This window comes from Aquitalea pelogenes (genome assembly GCF_001515305.1).
Classification (GTDB): Bacteria; Pseudomonadota; Gammaproteobacteria; order Burkholderiales; family Chromobacteriaceae; genus Aquitalea; species Aquitalea pelogenes.
Map to the genome: position 1 here is coordinate 135996 of NZ_LNQV01000003.1, position 17303 is coordinate 153298.

Annotated in this window: 15 protein-coding genes; 6 read left to right on the plus strand and 9 right to left on the minus strand. The window is 59.5% G+C overall.

Annotation, left to right across the window (positions count from 1 at the left end; genetic code table 11):
* The 6 genes from AWT75_RS02390 to wecB are packed head-to-tail and all read right to left on the minus strand — an operon-like array spanning nt 1 to nt 6639.
* A complete protein-coding gene (locus AWT75_RS02390) occupies nt 1–1863 on the minus strand; it encodes a polysaccharide deacetylase family protein (RefSeq protein ID WP_062786882.1) in 1863 nt (620 codons plus the stop codon).
* Nucleotides 1864–1869: 6 nt separating this feature from the next.
* Nucleotides 1870–2778 (minus strand): hypothetical protein, encoded by a 909-nt coding sequence (locus tag AWT75_RS02395; RefSeq protein WP_062786886.1) that lies wholly within the window; start codon nt 2776–2778, stop codon nt 1870–1872.
* A 49-nt stretch (nt 2779–2827) separates the two neighbouring features.
* Complete coding sequence (locus AWT75_RS02400; protein ID WP_062786889.1) at nt 2828–3859, minus strand: bactofilin family protein; 1032 nt, start codon at nt 3857–3859, stop codon at nt 2828–2830.
* Nucleotides 3856–4326 carry a glycosyltransferase family 2 protein gene (locus tag AWT75_RS22020; RefSeq protein WP_204376853.1) on the minus strand — a complete coding sequence of 157 codons (471 nt, stop codon included), beginning with the start codon at nt 4324–4326 and terminating at the stop codon, nt 3856–3858. Before AWT75_RS22020 ends, AWT75_RS02400 begins: the two co-directional genes overlap by 4 nt.
* A complete protein-coding gene (locus AWT75_RS02405) occupies nt 4308–5483 on the minus strand; it encodes a glycosyltransferase family 2 protein (protein WP_204376854.1) in 1176 nt (391 codons plus the stop codon). The genes AWT75_RS22020 and AWT75_RS02405 overlap by 19 nt, the downstream gene beginning before the upstream one ends.
* Nucleotides 5467–6639, minus strand: a complete 1173-nt coding sequence (wecB, locus tag AWT75_RS02410; protein WP_062786893.1) for a non-hydrolyzing UDP-N-acetylglucosamine 2-epimerase — start codon at nt 6637–6639, stop codon at nt 5467–5469. The genes AWT75_RS02405 and wecB overlap by 17 nt, the downstream gene beginning before the upstream one ends.
* A gap of 710 nt (nt 6640–7349) precedes the next feature.
* Between wecB and AWT75_RS02415 the strand changes: the two genes are divergently transcribed.
* Complete coding sequence (locus AWT75_RS02415; RefSeq protein WP_045844878.1) at nt 7350–8978, plus strand: methyl-accepting chemotaxis protein; 1629 nt, start codon at nt 7350–7352, stop codon at nt 8976–8978.
* Nucleotides 8979–9035: 57 nt separating this feature from the next.
* Here AWT75_RS02415 and alaC read toward each other — a convergent pair whose 3' ends face one another.
* A complete protein-coding gene (gene alaC / locus AWT75_RS02420; RefSeq protein WP_062786898.1) occupies nt 9036–10229 on the minus strand; it encodes an alanine transaminase in 1194 nt (397 codons plus the stop codon).
* A gap of 185 nt (nt 10230–10414) precedes the next feature.
* On the opposite strand from alaC, the gene AWT75_RS02425 reads away from it, so the two are divergent.
* Nucleotides 10415–10885 (plus strand): Lrp/AsnC family transcriptional regulator, encoded by a 471-nt coding sequence (locus tag AWT75_RS02425; RefSeq protein ID WP_045844780.1) that lies wholly within the window; start codon nt 10415–10417, stop codon nt 10883–10885.
* An 8-nt stretch (nt 10886–10893) separates the two neighbouring features.
* Here AWT75_RS02425 and AWT75_RS02430 read toward each other — a convergent pair whose 3' ends face one another.
* A complete protein-coding gene (locus AWT75_RS02430) occupies nt 10894–11655 on the minus strand; it encodes a dimethylarginine dimethylaminohydrolase family protein (RefSeq protein ID WP_062786901.1) in 762 nt (253 codons plus the stop codon).
* Between the two features lie 132 nt (nt 11656–11787).
* Nucleotides 11788–12750, minus strand: coding sequence for a sugar-binding transcriptional regulator (locus AWT75_RS02435; protein WP_062786905.1), 963 nt, complete (start codon nt 12748–12750; stop codon nt 11788–11790).
* Between the two features lie 354 nt (nt 12751–13104).
* On the opposite strand from AWT75_RS02435, the gene AWT75_RS02440 reads away from it, so the two are divergent.
* From AWT75_RS02440 to AWT75_RS02455, 4 genes are all read left to right on the plus strand, one after another.
* Nucleotides 13105–13878 carry an L-iditol 2-dehydrogenase gene (locus AWT75_RS02440; RefSeq protein WP_062786908.1) on the plus strand — a complete coding sequence of 258 codons (774 nt, stop codon included), beginning with the start codon at nt 13105–13107 and terminating at the stop codon, nt 13876–13878.
* 101 nt (nt 13879–13979) lie between these two features.
* Nucleotides 13980–15311 (plus strand): ABC transporter substrate-binding protein, encoded by a 1332-nt coding sequence (locus AWT75_RS02445; protein WP_062786911.1) that lies wholly within the window; start codon nt 13980–13982, stop codon nt 15309–15311.
* Nucleotides 15312–15398: 87 nt separating this feature from the next.
* Nucleotides 15399–16352, plus strand: a complete 954-nt coding sequence (locus tag AWT75_RS02450) for a carbohydrate ABC transporter permease (protein ID WP_062786915.1) — start codon at nt 15399–15401, stop codon at nt 16350–16352.
* The gene (locus AWT75_RS02455) at nt 16349–17170 is read left to right on the plus strand and encodes a carbohydrate ABC transporter permease (RefSeq protein ID WP_045844785.1); all 822 of its coding nucleotides are present in this window, start codon (nt 16349–16351) and stop codon (nt 17168–17170) included. Before AWT75_RS02450 ends, AWT75_RS02455 begins: the two co-directional genes overlap by 4 nt.
* Nucleotides 17171–17303: the final 133 nt, after the last annotated feature.

Below are 17303 nucleotides of genomic sequence, written 5' to 3' on the forward strand. Positions count from 1 at the left end.
TCACTGAGAAATACCTGTTGTCGGTAGATAGTCGATTTGCAAATCCTTGCCGGACTGCGCGGTAATGCGCCAGTCGGTGGCGGTTTCCTCGATGCGCGCGGCACCTGCCGTCACTTGCGGCTTGCCGCTGACGCCTGCCTTGGGCAGCAGCCAGCTCTGATCAGCCAGTGATTGCGGATTGTTCGCCTGAATGCGCAGGCGTCCATCCGTGGCACCTGCCAGCGGACGGGTTTTCCATGTGGTCAGTTCGCGTTGCGACAGGAAGCGCGCCAGGCCGGACATGGTGTACCAGCGGAACTTGCCACTGCTGCGCAACGCAGCGGTTTGCGCCAGCCATTGGGCGGCAGCATCCTGATAGAAATACACACCGGGCGGATGGAAATACACCAGGCGTGCCTCACCCTGATCCACCACGAACCGGGTCATGGCCTGCAGCCATGCCTGCATGCGCGGCTGACCGTAATTGTTGCGCACGCCTTCTTCAAACGAGGCTACCGCACCATCTGCCGAAACCGGGAAGGACCACGGGCGGCCATGCATGTCGGACGGATCAATAAAGGAGCGGGTCGGGCCCATCGACAGATTGGCCACCTGGTAGTAGGCAATCACGCCATGCTTGCGTAGCCAGTCGGTCACCCAGCCCGGCTGGTTGCCGTTGGGGGCGGAGTACTCGGTCAGCGGCTGATGGATGACGTTTTCCAGATCTTGCTTGTTATGCTCCAGATACGGCGTCCACTCTGCTCCGTTGTGCTCGTTGATGTTGAAGGCAAAGTAGTTGTGCGCCCAGCCACCATGCGCGCCGATTTCGTTACCCATGCCCTTGAGGCGGCTGACCAGCGCCTGTGCCTTCGGGTTGTTGGCCAGATCCATGCCCATGTGATCGCCGGGGCGATTGGTGTCCGGGCCGGTGGTGAAGTGGATGGAATACGGCCCCTGCTTGAGGAAGCCGACTTTCTCCAGCATGTCGATGTACGGCAGTGCATTGGCTGCATCGACGTGCCAGTTCATCACCAGTCCGCCAATACCGTCCGGCACGGCGGACAAGCGCGGCAGATGCAAGACCCGGCCATTGAAAAAGGCCATGAAGGAATGCAGCCACAGGCCGTCTGTGCGCACTGCCAGATAACCCACCGGCAGATTGACGAACAAGACCTTGCCCTTGCCGTAATCACGCAGGCCAGCCAGCACCGAGCCGTCACGTCCTTCGGCCATCAGCTTGCCGGGGAACTGTCCGCGCGTTTCAAAATAGCTGAACGCCGCATTGTCATAGCCATAGGTTGTGGCCTGCAGCCAGCCATTGCCGCTGGCGGTATAGGGCTGGAAGCGGCCGGGCGCAATGGCCAGGTCCGTGATGGTGGAAGGGGGCACCAGCAGCATGTCGTTGTGGATCATGCCCTTGCCACGCTCGCGGAACAGCAGGTAGTCCACACCCACCAGACGAGTCAGTTCGGCACGGTCCAGGAAGCGGCCATCGGCATTTTCGGTGGCTGCGTCATAGTTCAGCCACAGCGCCCCACCCTGGCGGACATACTCTTCCAGTACGCCACCCAGGGCGGATGTGACATGACGATGAATGCTGTCTGGCAACACCACGCCTCGAATTTGCGCACGCTGCGCAGCATCCAGCGCCACAAAGTCGGCAGCGCGCATGGGAGTCATCAGCACACCGCTTTCTGCGGCGGCGTCCTGCCAGGTCAGCACGTATTTCCGCGAGGCTTCCGCATCCGGCAGCAACAAGACAATTCCGGCATCCGGAGCTGTCGCATTGCGGCTGCGCTGCCAATGCCACGCCAGACTGGCCAACAACACCAGAACCAGCAGCAGCACAAACCAGACCCACTTGGGCCATTGCTGTACTTTCATCAAACCTTACTTCCCCTCTTCTTGCTCAGCCGGATTGAAACGCTGTTCCAATCCCTGAAAAATAGCCTCTTCCAGCACATTCCAGCGCCGTCCGAGTCGCGATGGCGCTGCACGCTCCCACCATTGGCGCGCCACATCTTCCCGCTGGCTTTTAAGTGCAGCCAGGGTCAGCAGACCCCAGGCAAAATCCAGCTTCTTTTCATCCTGCATCAGCCATGGCCGCCCTTCGCCATTCAACCAGTCATCCAGACCGGGCTGCCCTGGCGGCAAGCGCATGCCCGCCATCAGCGGAAACAGCTGTGCGGCACTGCGCGGGTAGAACGCTGCCGCCGGTTCGCCGTGCGTGGCAGTACGCCAGACATGACGGCGGGGGTTCCAGAACACCCGCACCATGGCACGCTCCAGCTGGTCCGCCTGCTGGCAACCGAGGCCGGCATGGTGGCAGTCGTCACGCAAGGCTTCCAGCACTTCCGCGTTATCCATCAGGTAACCCAGATCGGCACCGCGGGCGTAATGAAACACGCCACTGGCAACACGCAGCCGCAGCAGGGCTTTTCTGGCCTTGCGCAGCGATTGCTGCAAGTCAGGGCTCATGTTGTCCGCTGTGCCATACACCCGGTACAGCAAGGACAGCCACAGGGCCATGGTGGAGTCATCGGCGTCAGCATTGGCAAATCGACGCCACTGGCCGTTCTTTCCCCGGATGAAGCGGGGAAAGCTGCCGTTGGCTTCCTGACGCGGCTGCAGCCAGGCTATCCATACTGTGGCAGCGGGCTTGGCATCCAGCCCCAGCTCATCCGCCGCCAGCAAGGCCTTCATGGCAAAGTACGGATCAACCACGCCACCCTCGTGTTGCAACAGGATGGCGCCGTCTTCCGTCTGGTACTGTTGCAAATCCAGGCTGTCATTGGCCATGGCACTTCCTGTCCACAGCAAGCAGGACAAACCCAGCCATGCGAGTTCTTTACGCCAGCTGCGCACGTTCATGCCGGATCGCACCACGTGTCCGTGCCCATACGGTGCCATGCACCAGCATGGGCAGCTTCAGCCGGATGGAGCTGGAGGAGACGCTGATCGGGCTGTGCAGACTGCCCAGCACGCAACGACTGCCGACATAGACAAAGCGCTCGGCCACAATCGGGCCCAGCAGCAGGCAGTCATTCAGGCAGGAAACCGACATGTCGGACACCATGGCCCCTTCGACAGCCACTGCATTGCCGATATGGATATTGCCACTGGCCTTGATGCTGCCCTGGATGTAACAACCATGGCCGATTTTCAGCGTGCCATGCACCACCAGGTGGCCGCGGATGACCGTGTCGTCCGGAATGGTGAGATTGCCTTCCACCACCACCCGCTGGATGTCGTCATTGAAAAACACCGTATGTTCCAGTGCCGTAATGTCGAACTCGCGGTAGGGCCCCATCGGCATCACTGGCCGCCAGGATAGACCCATGCGAATGACAGGTGCCTGGATGCGCTGGAAGCTGGCCGGTCCGGCAAAGGTCATTTCCTGCGCTGCCACCATGCGGCCGAACAGCGTGGCATTACGGCCAATCAGCATGTGACGGGCACTGGCCCAGCGCACCACCGAATTGTGATCACCCAGAATCAGGTCGCCCTCTGCCAGCAAGCTGCGCAGGATAACCCCGCCATGGGTTTCCACATCACCCGCGCAATACACTTCCTTGAGAAAGCTGAAATCAGAAGGAATCACCAGTCCTGCCGTGGACAATACTTCTTCCTCGACTGTTTTTTCCAGCAGCACACTCCAGGATGCCAGCCGGGAATTCCAGTAATTCTGCAGCTGATCCAGCAGGCCATGGCTTTCCAGGTATTTGCGATAGTTTTCGGCAAATACATTGGACGAACCGGTATGCAGACGATTGATACCCAGCGAAGTGACGTCGGTCTTGCGGATCAACTCCAGCAAGGCGGGCAACAAGGGCAGCAACATCAACAGCAATACGATTACAGCAAACAGCAATACCATCATTTGGCCTGCCCCCGATAACGCTTGGTCTTGTCCCAGTGCAGGTTTTGCGTCTTGCGGAAGGGCTCGATGATGAATTGCAGGATGGTGGCGTGCGAAATGGTCACCAGACTGACAATGAAACCAAAGATGGAGAACGGCAGAATGCGCAAGCGGTTGCCGCTGCCATCCAGATAGCAGGCCGTGCCGATTTCAAAAAACGCGGCAAAATTGCCCATGGCGCTGTAACACACCAGACCAAGGATCAGGAAGAAACCGGGCGAGGGCAAGACGCTGTCGAAGTAGAACAGGATCAGGGTGATCAACCAGCCCAAGAGCAAAAACGGCGACATGGCATAAGTGCCAAGCAAGAGCAGACCGTCCGATTTTTCACGGAAGGGCACGCCCTTGGTGCGCAGCAAACGGCCCACGTGACGCGCCAGCGCCTGATTGTGGCCGCGCGTCCAGCGCATCAGCTGGCGAATGCGCACCGGCCAGCTTTCCGGGACTCCTCATAGCATTCGGAACGGTTGGTATAAGCTGTCAGCCAGCCGCCAATCAGCAAGCGGTAGGTCAGGTCGGTGTCTTCGGCCAGCACGTCATCATGCCAGCCGCCCACGCTTTCCAGCGCAGCCACGCGGATGCCACCCACGGTGCCACCATATTGCGGCACCAGCTTCATGTTCATCCGTGCCTGCTGGTCTACCTGGTAGCCCCCTGCCCGCTCCATGTCCAGCAGGCGGGTCAGCATGTTGGTGCCGGCATTGAGCGGTACCACGCGCCCCATTACCGCCCCGACTTCCGGGTCGAAAAACGGTGCCACCAGTTGTTTGAGCAAGCCACGCCCCGGTACATAGTCGGCATCGAACACGATGAAAATGTCGGTGTCGATCATGGCCGTGGCATCTTTCAGTGCAGCGGCCTTGCCCGGCTTGCCCGAGGTGCGGTGAAACGGGCGGATGATGTCCGGACGACGTGCGGCAATCTGGTCGATGATTTCACGCGTGCCATCGGAGGAGCGGTCATTCACCGGCATGATGATCATGCGGCCATCCGGATAGTCGGACTCCAGCAAGGCCTCCATCGCATCGGCAATCACCGCCTCTTCGTTGTGCGCGGCAATGAATACCGTCACCCGCGGCCATTCGGCAGTTTCGATATCCAGATACGGATGGCGCTGCTTGCCGAACAGGCGGTTGAGCGTGAAGGCCATGTGACGCACGGCATACACCATGATGAAGGCCACAATCACGTACAGGATGATGGCCAGAATGCGCAGAAACCACAACGCAGGTGCCGAACGCTGGCCGTGGTGCGGCGGGTCTTCCTCCGCAGTGGCGCTGTTCTTGTCATCCTTGATCTGCTGTTCGATCACCGCCTGGGTACGGCTCAGCGCAGCCTCACTGGCCGCGCCCTTCACCTCGACTGCCGGGCTGTGACGTTGCGCCGCAGGCACGCTGGCGTCTGGCGGCAAATCCACCGCCTCTTCAATAGGCAGTGCCGCCAGGGCGGCGGCGGATTGACTGTTGGCTGCCGATGCAGGCTTGGCAGGCTTTGCAGCCTGCACTGTCATGCTCGCCCCCAGTAGCAGCAACATCAGCAAGGCGCGCACGCTGCGTCCCCGCTTGTGTTCAGCTTGCTGTGGCAAGGGTCGCCTCCGCAGCCATTTCATGCCGCAACTGCGGCAGGGATGCCAGAATGCTGGCAATGCGCCGTCCGGCAGAACCATCGCCATACGGGCTGTGCGCCTGCGACATATTGGCGTACACCATGGCGTCATCCAGCAGTTCGCTGGCGCAGCGCACGATGTTTTCCGCCTCCGTACCCACCAGACGCGCCACGCCGGCGGCCAGTGCTTCGGGGCGCTCGGTGGTGTCGCGGGTTACCAGTACCGGCTTGCCCAGCGCCGGGGCTTCTTCCTGGATACCACCGGAGTCGGTGATGATCAGGTGGCAACGGTTCATCAGATAGACAAAGGGCAGATATTCCTGCGGTTCGATCAGATGAATGTTGGATACGCGGGACAGCAGTTCGAACACCGGTTTGCGCACATTGGGGTTCAGGTGCACCGGGTAGACAATGTCCACATCCGGGTAGCGCTGAGCCAGTTTGAGCAGGCCGTTGCAGAAGCTGGCAAATTTGTCGCCAAAGTTCTCGCGGCGATGTCCGGTAACCAGAATCATGCGGGCATCGGTACGGATAAAGGAGAAGCTCTCCTCCATGCCGGCGCGCAGGTCGGCATTTTTTTGCAGTTTTTCCACTGCCAGCTTCAGGGTATCAACCACACTGTTGCCGGTAATGAAAATGCGCGACGGATCGATTTTTTCCGCGTACAGGTTGCGGCAGGACTCTTCTGTCGGGGCAAAGTAGAAACTGGTCAACGTATCGGTAACGCGGCGGTTCATTTCTTCCGGCCACGGCGAATACAGATCACCGGTACGCAAACCGGCTTCCACGTGGCCGATAGGCACCTTGCGGTAAAACGCAGCCAGGCTGGCACCCAGTGTGGTAGCGGTATCGCCATGCACCAGCACCACGTCGGGGCGCTCCTGCTCCAGCACCTTGTCGATGCCTTCGATCAGCCGCGCGGTCAGCGATGCCAGGCTTTGCCCCTGCTGCATCAGTTGCAGGTCGAAGTCAGGCTTGACCTCAAAAAAGTCCAGGACCTGATCCAGCATTTCCCGATGCTGACCCGTCACACAAACCCGCGACTCGATATTGGGAAAAGACTCCAGTGCCTGGATGACCGGCACCATTTTCACGGCTTCCGGCCGTGTACCGAATACTGTCAAAACCTTGATCACGCGACTACCCCGTTTGCATAATTCTTCATCTGCCCACATTGCGCACCTAACCTTTGCAATTGCTTGTGTCGTGCACTGAAAATGCCTGCCATCCCGACCTTAAAGGTCCATGATTGCTACCACTCCGTTCTGCGTCCGTATTTTTATTGAGCAAACATCGTGCCCATTCTTGGCGGATTTCAGCCGGAGTGGCTTTTGTTTTTCTGTATTTTATTCGCAGACTGACGAAATTATCTAAATAAAAATTAATACCAACACATTATTTAAAATAAACAAGTTTATTTAAATAAGGGCTGAATTTGGATGATTTTTGTTGCGGAAAGTAATGTAACGCATGACAGCAGGATTTACAACACAAAATGAATGCATTTTAAACATAAGCATGACAATGCTGATGCCAATCATGTGGTAACTGCATTCTGTCCCTGGCGTTGAGCATCAACTCCCACGGGGCTGGCAGCATAGGGCGTGGACATTGTGGGCTGCTGACAGCCTGCATGCTTGTTGCCAGCAGACGAAGGTCAGCAAGGCAATGGCTGACCATAATAGGCATTAGCTGACGCTTTTTGTCAGCTACCTGCCGTACCTGCATACGGCATGAACTTGTCAGCTGCCATCAAGACTGCAGCTTGTGGTGGCATAGACCATCGGGATGTTCTTTACTGAAGGTAAACAATAGGCACAAACAATCAGAACAGGTGGAGCATGCCATGCAATTTCTCGACAATATCAGTCTGACACGCAAGTTTCTGGTCAACTTCCTGCTCAGTGGTGGCGTATTGATTGCCGCCATTGTGTTTTGCATCATGCAAATCCGGTCCGTTGGCAATGAAACGCATGAAATCGCACAGGACTGGCTGCCTTCAGTGCAGTCGGTTGGTGAAATCAGCCAGTTGCGCCTGCGCTACCGGGTACGCAGCCTGGAATACATGCTGCCCAACAGCCCGGAAGAACGCATCAAGATGGAAAAATCCATGTCCGAGCTGGATCAGCAACTGCAAACAGCCTTCAAGCGCTACGAAGTACTGATCAACTCGGACACGGAAAGGGCTGCCTATCAGCAGGCAGTGTCTGCCGCTGCTGCGTATCGTGACGTGGTGAACCAGGCTGTCCAGTTGATGAAGGACGGCCATGAAGACCAGGCTCAAGTCCTGCGCAAGGGCGAGTGGGTGAAGAAGGCCAACACGCTGCGCGACCTGACCGACTCCCTGATCAAGCTGAATGCGGATGGCGCGGCCGTGGCTGCGACGCGGGCGGATGCGGATGTCAAATCCGGCATAGCCGGTGGCATATTGGCACTGATTGTCGGTGTCATCCTGTCACTGGCCTTGTCGCTGCTGGTTGCACGGCGCATTGCCGGCAGGCTGGACAATACGGTAGCCGCTGCACGGCGCATTGCCGATGGCGATTTGCGTGGCAGCCTGCCGCCCGCTAGCAGTGATGAGGTTGGCAAGCTGATTGTGGCAATGGGCAATATGCAAACCGCGCTGCGTGACGCCATGCAGGACTCGCGCCGCAATGCACAGGTATTGCTGGAGTCGTCCCGCCAGCTCAACCGTTCGGTACAGCAAATGGAGCAATCAGCCAGCCTGCAAAGTGAAGCTGCCTCCACCATTGCCGCCAATACCGAACAACTGACGGTTTCCATCAACCACGTGGCCAATGGCACGACTGAAGCCGCCAGCCTGAGCAGCGCGTCCGACCAGCAGGCAGCCAACGGCCTGGATGCATTGCGTGCCCTTGGCAGCCAGATCAACGACATATCACAGGTGGTTGGCAATGCCGCCGAACGGATTGCCCTGCTCCAGACCGAATCCGCCAAGATTTCATCCATTGTCGCCGTCATCAAGGACATTGCCGACCAGACCAATCTGCTGGCACTGAATGCCGCAATCGAAGCCGCCCGTGCCGGCGAGCAAGGGCGCGGCTTTGCCGTGGTGGCCGATGAAGTACGCAAGCTGTCCGAGCGCACTGCGCAATCCAGCAATGAAATCATCGTGATGGTGAATGCCATCCAGCAATCCACTCGCGATGTGGTGCATGGCGTGGATCAGGGCGTGGAACTGATCAGTACCAGCGTCAGCAATGCCCATGCGGCAGGCGATACGGTATCCACATTGCGTGACAGTGCGCGGCAGGTGGCCGGCATTGTCAACGAACTGAATACCGCGCTGCACGAACAGGCCGCTGCCGCTACCGAGGTGGCGCAAAAAGTGGAAACCATTGTCCAGCATGCAGAAGAAGCCAGCGCGACTGCTCACAGCACGGCGCAGTCGGCCGATGCGGTTGAAAAAATCGCCACCGACATGGAAAAGCTGGTGGCGCGCTTCCAGGTGTGAACGCACACAAAAAAGGCCACGCTTCCCGGCGTGGCCTTTTGACATGCAAACCGCAGTTCACTGCTCCTTGAACATGGCCTTGATACCACGCAGGGCCTGCCGGATGCGCGCTTCGTTTTCGATCAGTGCAAAGCGCACATATTCGTCACCCTGGTCACCAAAACCGATACCGGGCGATACACATACCTTGGCCTTTTCCAGCATCAGGCGGGCGAATTCCAGTGAGCCCAGTTCGCGCCACTGCTCCGGAATGCGCGCCCAGATATACATGGAAGCCTTGGGGCATTCCACTTCCCAGCCAATCTCGTTCAATCCCTTTACCAGCACGTCGCGGCGCTGCTGGTATTTGGCGGCGATATCACGGACGCATTGCTGATCGCCTTCCAGTGCGGCAATGGCGGCCACTTGCAGCGGGGTGAAGGTGCCGTAGTCGTGGTAGCTCTTCATCCGTGCCAGCGCAGCCACCAGGTCCGGGTTGCCCACCATGAAGCCGATGCGCCAGCCCGCCATGTTGTAGCTCTTGCTGAGGGTAAAGAATTCGACGGCGATGTCCTTGGCTCCCGGCACCTGCATGATGGACGGCGCTTTCCAGCCATCAAACACGATGTCGGCATAGGCCAGGTCATGTACCACGAAGATGTCGTGCTTCTTGGCCAGGGCAATCACTTTTTCGAAGAAATCCAGCTCCACGCACTGCGCAGTGGGATTCGACGGAAAGCCCAGCACCATCATTTTGGGCTTGGGGTAGCTGCCACGGATGGCCTTTTCCAGCTCGGCAAAAAAGTCGATGCCCGGCACCAGCGGCACCGAACGGATTTGCGCCCCGGCAATCACCGCGCCGTAGATATGAATCGGATAACTCGGGTCCGGCACCAGCACGGTATCGCCACCATCCAGCGTGGCCAGCATGAGGTGGGCCAGGCCTTCCTTGGAGCCGATGGTGACAATCGCCTCGCTATTGGGGTCGATGTCCACCTCGTAGCGGTCCTTGTACCAGCGCGAAATGGCGCGGCGCAGCCGTGGAATGCCCTTGGAGGCGGAATAGCCATGGGTATCCGGACGTTGTGACACTTCGTTGAGCTTGGCCACGATATGTGGCGGGGTGGCGCCATCGGGGTTGCCCATGCTCAGGTCGATGATGTCCTCGCCACGTTGTCTGGCGGCCAGTTTCAGTTCGGCGGTGATATTGAATACGTAGGGAGGGAGACGATCGATGCGCGCAAAGCGGCGCTTGCCTGCAGAGGAAGCCATGTGAACCTTTCACGTAAGCGCCCGGAACCGTCCGAGCGACGTTGCCCATGAGGGGCAGAGACGATCCTATCCCCGCCTGCTGCGACGCACAAGGATTTTTTGCCGTCGGCATTATTCTTGACAAGCCAGCGCTGGCAGCGCTGCAATGCGTTCTTGTGTCACCGCCCCATGAAGCCTTGCTCCCCATGACAGACAAGAACGGCCTGGATCGCATCGATCTGAAAATCCTCGACATCCTGCAGCGCGATGGCCGCCTGCCCTTCCAGCGTCTGTCCGAGCAGGTAAACCTGACTCCGCGCCCTTGTCTGGAGCGGGTGCGCCGTCTGGAGAAGGCGGGCATCATCAAGGGCTACAGCGCCATCGTCGACCTGCCGCGCAGTGCACCGCCACTGGTGATTCTGGCGCAGGTGACGCTGGCCGACCATCTGGTTTCCCAGCAAGCCTTCATTGCTGAAATCCAGCGCACCCCGCAAGTGCAGGATGGCTGGATGGTGAGCGGAACGGTGGATTTTTTACTGCGCATTGCCTGCCAGCATATTGATGAATATCGCCAGCTGGCCGACGCCTGGCTGGCCAGCACGGCGTTTCGCATCGAGAAAATCCTGACCACTACCGAGCTGCAAACCATCAAGCGCGATGGCCGCAGCCCGGATTAGCTTCACCGTCAGAAGCGCAAGGACAGGCAGGTGAGCCCGCCGTCCATCTTGCGGATTTCACTGGTATCGGTCTGGATGATGGGCAGGTCCAGCTGCTGTAGCTGACGCAAGGTATACGGATAGCCGCTGGGTGTGATCAGGGTGTTGTTGATCCACATGGTGTTGCCGGCGTATTCCTCGGCCGGGTCCAGCACGATATGGCGAAAATCGCGGAAGGCCGGTTCGTCCGCCGCGCTTGCCGACAGCAGCACGGTATTGCGCCCCACATAATTCACCACCGATTTCAGATGAAGGCCGGAAGCCACCGGCACTGCCTGCACGCTGTAGCCGAATTTTTCCACCTCGCGGGCAAAGCGGCTGATGCCTGCTTCATTGGTGCGGCTGGACAGGCCGATGAAGAAACGCTTGTCCACCATCAGCACATCGCCGCCATCCATGTGCTCGCCCTCACCCAGCCACACCGCATGGCGAAAACGCGATACCAGCGGAGCAATGCTGTGCACCTCGCCCCGCCGCGACGCCGCACCCGGATGGGTGATGATGGCCAGCTCCGGCATCATCACCGCCACGTCTTCCACGAAGTGGGCATCGGGAAAATCCGGCAAGGCCGGCAGCGTGGTTACGGTCAGGCCAAGTTGCAGCAGGATGTCGATGTATTCACGAAACTGCTGCCGGGTGAGCGCGGTATCCGGCACACCAAGGCTGGCCGTGGTCAGTCCGGCGGCAACGGTGTCGGCAGGCAGACGGGTGATGGCATGGGTAAAGTACATGGCGATTGCTCCGGTAATGGGCTGATACGACAGGTGTTGTCTGTCTTGCTGCCCACCATTCTAGGGAGGTCTTCCTGCCAGAACGGTTGATATGCAGCCATGCCGCAGCCAATCTGCGCTGTGCTACCGCCCTTACGCAGCCTGGTCGGTCCAGGCCAGAATCTGCCGGGCGCAACCCTCATCGGTCACCAGCCCGGACAGCCACTGACCGCGCAGCACCGCCAGAATGGCGGCAGCCTTGCTTTCCCCGCCGGCAAAGGCAATCACCGGGCGTTGCGGGGCATGCTGCAAGGGCAGGCTGGTAACGCGCTGCTGGATGTCGGCAGCGGCCAGCTGGCCCTGCTTGTCGATGGGGCGGCCAATGATTTCAGCCACGGCATTCTGTGCCATCAGGGCCTGCACCTCGGCCTCGGTCAGAAAGCCGTCTTCCTGCAAGGCGCAGTGTTCGCCAATGGTGCCAATGCCGATGAATGCCACATCAGCCTGCGCCGCCAGTCCTTCCACCACATGGTAAAGCCGGTGGTTGCACCACAAGGCACGGTCAGTTGTGCTATCGGCATACAGGGGGGCGGGCAGCAGGAAATACTTGCTCTGGGTTTTTTGCGAGGCAGGCAAGGCCACGTCGTAGCGGTTGGATGAACCATCATGCGCAATAGTGCCGATCAGCGACACCAGACGGTGTTGCGGGCAATCCAGTGGCGGCAGTTCGTCGATGATGGCCTTGAGGGTACGGCCCGAACCCAGCGCCACCACCATCGGCTTGTCCTGGGTGAGATAGCGCTGGAAGATTTGCGCGCCGGCCACTGCCAGTTTTTGCTGCAGCTCGGCGGGCGAGTCCATGTCCTTGGGCACCACTTCACACAGCGTCAGGCCGAATCTGGCCTGCAAGGCGGCAGCCAATTCCAGACAATCCGCCACCGGGTGCTGTACCGACACCTTGACCAGACCGCCCTCCACTGCCGATGCCAGCAGTCGTTGCGCCACCTGGCGCGACACATTCAGCTGCTCGGCCACTTCGTTCTGGTTCTTGCCCGCCACGTAATACAACCAGGCTGCGCGCGCCGCCTGATCCAGCTTGTCCTGTTGTTTGGCCATCTCCCCTCCTGCCGGTTTTCCTGTCGGGCCCAGCCCTTGTTGTCTGGCGTTGTACCACCGCTCCTGCCCCCGGCGTCAAGCACTGTGTGAATGTGCAGCTTCTGTCCTGCCGTGCCGTACTGGATACAACAGCGTGCGACATATCGCCCATTGCTGGCGCAAGGCAAGCCTGATCAGCCTGTTAGCTCTTATGTGCAGTGCAGCAAAATGTCACGGAAAATCATGATGCTATGCAGCATCAGCCCGTCATCACAAAAAGCGCTTGACAGTAAATTTCAAATTATCGAATATTTGCCCACAACAAGGGCATTTGCTCTAAAAGCAAAACATCAAGCCTGCAACGGAGACAACACAGTGAAACTCGCCAACAAAACGGCCATCCTCACCGGGGCCGCCAGCGGCATCGGCATTGCCGTCGCCCGCCGCTATCTGCAAGAAGGTGCCAGCTGCCTGCTGGTGGACCTGAAACTCAACGACGAACTACAGGCATTGCAACAGGCACATCCACAGCATGTGGCCTTGCTGCAAGCCGACGTCACCCGGCGCGAGGACATCGCCGCCATTGTCAGCACTGCCGTACAGCACTTTGGCGGCATCGACATCCTGTACAACAACGCCGCCATCTTCGACATGCACCCGCTGCTGGACGAATCCTGGGACAGCTTCGACCGGCTGTTCGCAGTCAACGTGAAAGGCATGTTCTTCCTGCTGCAGGCCGTGGCACGCCAGATGGTGGAGCAAGGCCGTGGCGGCAAGATCATCAACCTGTCCTCCCAGGCCGGTCGCCGTGGCGAGGCCTTGGTAGCCCACTACTGCGCCACCAAGGCCGCCGTGATCAGCTATACCCAGTCTGCCGCCCTGGCACTGGCGTCGCATGGCATCAATGTGAACGGCATTGCCCCGGGCGTGGTGGATACCCCGATGTGGAAGGATGTCGACGCGCTGTTTGCCCGCTATGAAGGCCGCCAGCCCGGCGAGAAAAAACGACTGGTCGGCGAAGCCGTGCCGCTGGGCCGCATGGGCCTGCCGGAAGACCTGACCGGTGCTGCCCTGTTCCTGGCTTCGGCCGATTCCGACTACATCACCGCCCAGACGCTGAACGTGGACGGTGGCAACTGGATGAGCTGAGCCCTTGCGCCAGTTCATGCTGAATTTCCGTCCGCTTGCGGACTTTCCCCCGCTGTAGTGCAACCTTGCTGTACTGAAAAAATAAAGAGGAGACAGACATCATGCATCAGCAATACCAACGCCCGTCCCGTTTGCGCCAGATTGTCCTTGCAGGCAGCCTGGCCCTGGCTTCCCTGTCCGCCGGTGCGGCCACCACGCTCACCATTGCCGCGCTCAACAACCCGGACATGATCGAGCTGAAAAAACTGGCACCGGCGTTCGAGCAGCAAAACCCGGACATCAAGCTCAACTGGGTGGTGCTGGAAGAAAACGTACTGCGCCAGCGCGTCACCACCGACATTGCCACCAATAGCGGCAAGTTCGACGTGATGATGATTGGCACTTACGAAGCGCCGATCTGGGCCAAGAAGGGCTGGCTCTACCCGATGGACAAGCTGTCCGCCGACTACGACCTGAACGACGTGGTGAAAACCGCGCGTGACGGCCTGTCCTACGGTGGCAAGCTCTATGCACTGCCGTTCTACGTGGAAAGCTCGATGACTTTCTACCGCAAGGACCTGTTCAGCAAGCTGGGCCTGACCATGCCGGAAAAGCCCACCTACACCCAGATTGCCGACTACGCCAAGGTACTGAAGGAAAAAGGCGGGGTGTATGGCATCTGTCTGCGCGGCAAGGCCGGCTGGGGCGAGAACATGGCCTTCCTGTCCACCCTGATCAACACCAATGGCGGGCGCTGGTTTGATGAAAAATGGCATCCCACCATCGACAGCCCGGAATGGAAAAAGTCGGTCGGCTTCTATGTGGACCTGCTGCAAAAGTACGGCCCGCCCGGTGCCAGCACCAACGGCTTCAATGAAAACCTGACCCTGTTTGCCAGCGGCAAGTGCGGCATGTGGATTGACGCCACCGTGGCAGCCGGCATGCTGTTCAACCCCAAGGAATCGCAAGTGGCCGACAAGGTGGGCTTTGCCATGGCACCCACCGGTGTCACGCCCAAGGGCAGCAGCTGGTTGTGGTCGTGGTCGCTGGCCATTCCCAAGTCCTCCAAGCAGGAAGCCGCCGCCAAGCAGTTTGTGCAATGGGCCACCTCCAAGGACTACATCAAGCTGGTGGCCAAGGACCTGGGCTGGACTTCGGTTCCGCCGGGCACCCGCATTTCCACCTACAAGCAGCCGGAATACCAGAAGGCCGCGCCGTTTGCCAGCTTTGTGCTGAATGCCATCCAGTCGGCCAATCCCACCGATGCCACTTTGAAGAAAGTGCCGTATAGCGGCATCCAGTTTGTCGGCATTCCGGAATTCCAGTCCTTCGGCACCGTGGTGGGTCAGTCCATCTCCGGCACTCTGGCTGGCAACACCACCGTGGATGCAGCACTGAAGGCCGGTCAGGCCGCTGCCAACCGCGCCGTGGTGCAAGGTGGTTACCAGAAGTAAGCGCAGTCATGGCCAGGCCGGGCGCAGCCCTGTCGCCCGTGTCTGGCCAGCCCTGCCTGTGATTCCCGTTTTGCTGGAGCAGTATTGATGAACTCCCCCACCCGCGAGGCAGTGCCCGCAGTTGAAAGCGGCCAGCCCCATGTCGCTGACACTGCCGGCAGCGCACGCAAATCCGTCTGGGCACAGCGCTGGCTGCTGTCCCCCGCTGTCCTCAGCCTGTTGCTGTGGTCGGTAGTGCCGCTGTTGATGACCATCTATTTTTCGGTCACCCGTTACAACCTGCTCAGCCCGGACGAGTCCGGTTTTGTCGGGCTGGATAATTACCGCTTCCTGTGGAGCGACCCGTCCTTCCTGCCGTCCATCTTCAATACCCTGCTGCTGACCGGCGCGGTACTGCTGATTTCGGTGGTGGGCGGTGTTCTGCTGGCGGTGTTGTTCGACCAGGAGTTCTTTGGTCGTGGCATTGCGCGCCTGCTGGTGATTGCACCCTTCTTTGTCATGCCCACCGTCAGTGCGCTGATCTGGAAGAACATGCTGCTGCACCCGGTATACGGCCTCCTGGCCGCTGCCATGCATGCACTGGGCCTGCAGCCCATCGACTGGCTGGGCCAGTACCCGATGTTTTCCATCATCATGATTGTCAGCTGGCAATGGCTGCCGTTTGCCTTCCTGATTCTGCTGACCGCCATCCAGTCGCTGGACCCGGAGCAAAAGGAAGCCGCGCAGATTGACGGTGCCGGCCCGTTTTCCATGTTCTTTTACATCGTGCTGCCGCACCTGAAGCGTGCCATCGGCGTGGTGGTGATGATTGAAACCATCTTCCTGCTGTCGATTTTTGCCGAAATCTACACCACCACGGCGGGCGGTCCGGGTACGGCCACCACCACCCTGTCCTTCCTGATCTACTCCATGGGCCTGCAACAGTTTGATGTGGGCATGGCGTCCACCGGCGGCATCCTGGCCGTGGTACTGGCCAATATCGTGTCGGTATTCCTGGTGCGCATGCTGGCCAGCAACCTCAAAGGGGAGAACGAGCAATGAGCGTCGCCCACAGCCGCCTGCGTTATGGCATCACCACGGCCGTGGCCTGGAGCCTGGCCATCCTGGTGTTCTTCCCCATCTTCTGGATGATGATCACCGCCTTCAAGACCGAGGAGCAGGCCTACCAGCTGAGCGTGATTTTCCAGCCCACGCTGCAAAGCTTCCGCGAGGTGTTTGCCCGCAGCGACTATCTGTCCTTTGCCGGCAACTCCATCGCCATCTCGCTGGGCGTTACCGTGCTCAGCCTGCTATTGGCCATTCCGGCGGCCTACAGCATGGCCTTCTTCCCAGGCCCGCGTACCCAGAAAATCCTGCTGTGGATGATGTCCACCAAGATGATGCCCTCGGTCGGCGTGCTGCTGCCGGTCTACCTGCTGTGGAAGAACAGCGGGCTGCTGGACACCGTCAGCGGGCTGATCATCATCTACACGCTGATCAACCTGCCCATCGCGGTGTGGATGGCCTTTACCTACTTCTGCGAAGTACCGAAGGAAATCCTGGAAGCCGCGCGCATTGACGGTGCCAATACCTGGCAGGAAATCATCCACCTGCTGTTGCCGATGTCCCTGCCGGGCCTGGCCTCCACCGGCCTGCTGCTGTTGATCCTGTCCTGGAACGAGGCCTTCTGGAGTATCAACCTGTCCAGCTCGCATGCTGCGCCGCTGACGGTGTTCATCGCCTCCTACTCCAGCCCGGAGGGCTTGTTCTGGGCCAAGCTGTCCGCCGCCTCCCTGCTGGCTGTCGCACCCATCATGGTGCTGGGCTGGCTGGCACAAAAGCAGCTGGTACGCGGCCTTACCTTTGGAGCGGTCAAGTGAGCCAGACCTTCACCCATCTGATCAGCGACTGCGACGGCGTACTGCTGGACACCGAAGCCATCGCCTTTGAAGTGTTGCCAGCGCGAACTGGCCGCCAGCCTGCCCGGCATCGATGTGGCCTGCCGCCATCTGC

What these genes read in the sequence shown, in the direction of transcription:
- AWT75_RS02430 (WP_062786901.1), bottom strand. Translation starts at nt 11,655, where the DNA reads ATGTACTTTACCCATGCCATCACCCGTCTGCCTGCCGACACCGTTGCC.
- AWT75_RS02415 (WP_045844878.1), top strand. Translation starts at nt 7,350, where the DNA reads ATGCAATTTCTCGACAATATCAGTCTGACACGCAAGTTTCTGGTCAAC.
- AWT75_RS02425 (WP_045844780.1), top strand. Translation starts at nt 10,415, where the DNA reads ATGACAGACAAGAACGGCCTGGATCGCATCGATCTGAAAATCCTCGAC.
- AWT75_RS02390 (WP_062786882.1), bottom strand. Translation starts at nt 1,863, where the DNA reads ATGAAAGTACAGCAATGGCCCAAGTGGGTCTGGTTTGTGCTGCTGCTG.
- AWT75_RS02395 (WP_062786886.1), bottom strand. Translation starts at nt 2,778, where the DNA reads ATGGCCAATGACAGCCTGGATTTGCAACAGTACCAGACGGAAGACGGC.
- AWT75_RS02435 (WP_062786905.1), bottom strand. Translation starts at nt 12,750, where the DNA reads ATGGCCAAACAACAGGACAAGCTGGATCAGGCGGCGCGCGCAGCCTGG.
- AWT75_RS02450 (WP_062786915.1), top strand. Translation starts at nt 15,399, where the DNA reads ATGAACTCCCCCACCCGCGAGGCAGTGCCCGCAGTTGAAAGCGGCCAG.
- AWT75_RS02455 (WP_045844785.1), top strand. Translation starts at nt 16,349, where the DNA reads ATGAGCGTCGCCCACAGCCGCCTGCGTTATGGCATCACCACGGCCGTG.
- AWT75_RS02445 (WP_062786911.1), top strand. Translation starts at nt 13,980, where the DNA reads ATGCATCAGCAATACCAACGCCCGTCCCGTTTGCGCCAGATTGTCCTT.
- alaC (WP_062786898.1), bottom strand. Translation starts at nt 10,229, where the DNA reads ATGGCTTCCTCTGCAGGCAAGCGCCGCTTTGCGCGCATCGATCGTCTC.
- AWT75_RS02400 (WP_062786889.1), bottom strand. Translation starts at nt 3,859, where the DNA reads ATGATGGTATTGCTGTTTGCTGTAATCGTATTGCTGTTGATGTTGCTG.